This is a genomic window from Hyphomonas sp. GM-8P, from assembly GCF_003263315.1.
GTDB lineage: Bacteria > Pseudomonadota > Alphaproteobacteria > Caulobacterales > Hyphomonadaceae > Hyphomonas.
Map to the genome: position 1 here is coordinate 1 of NZ_AWFE01000042.1, position 373 is coordinate 373.

Consider the following 373-nt stretch of genomic DNA (forward strand, 5'->3'; position numbering starts at 1 on the left):
TGACGACGCTGGCCGGGTTCGTGCTGATCCCCTTTGCGCTCTGGAACAAGACCTCGTTCCTCGCCGAGAAAGTGCTCGGCAATGTCATCGCCTCAGGCATCAAGCTGATGGTGCTGGCGATCATTGTCGGCATCGGCTCGACCATTTTCTCCTCCATTACGTCGACCTTCCAGCCGGACGAGGTGACGCTCGAACAGGCTGCCTCCGTCATCCTTGGATCGCTCTCATTGCTGGCCCTCGGCCTGTTCGGGCCCGGGATCGCCACGGGCCTTGTCTCCGGCGCGCCGCAATTGGGCGCGGGCGCGGCCATCGGTACGGCCGCTGGCGTCGCGGCCGGGACAGTAGCGGGCGGCACCCTCGCCAAGGCGGGCAT

The 373-nt window shown here is 66.0% G+C and carries 1 protein-coding gene; it reads left to right on the top strand.

Translation table 11 applies throughout. From position 1 onward, the window contains the following. On the top strand, window positions 1-373 hold a 373-nt coding region (locus HY26_RS03555), incomplete at both ends, for a type IV secretion system protein (protein ID WP_199288538.1).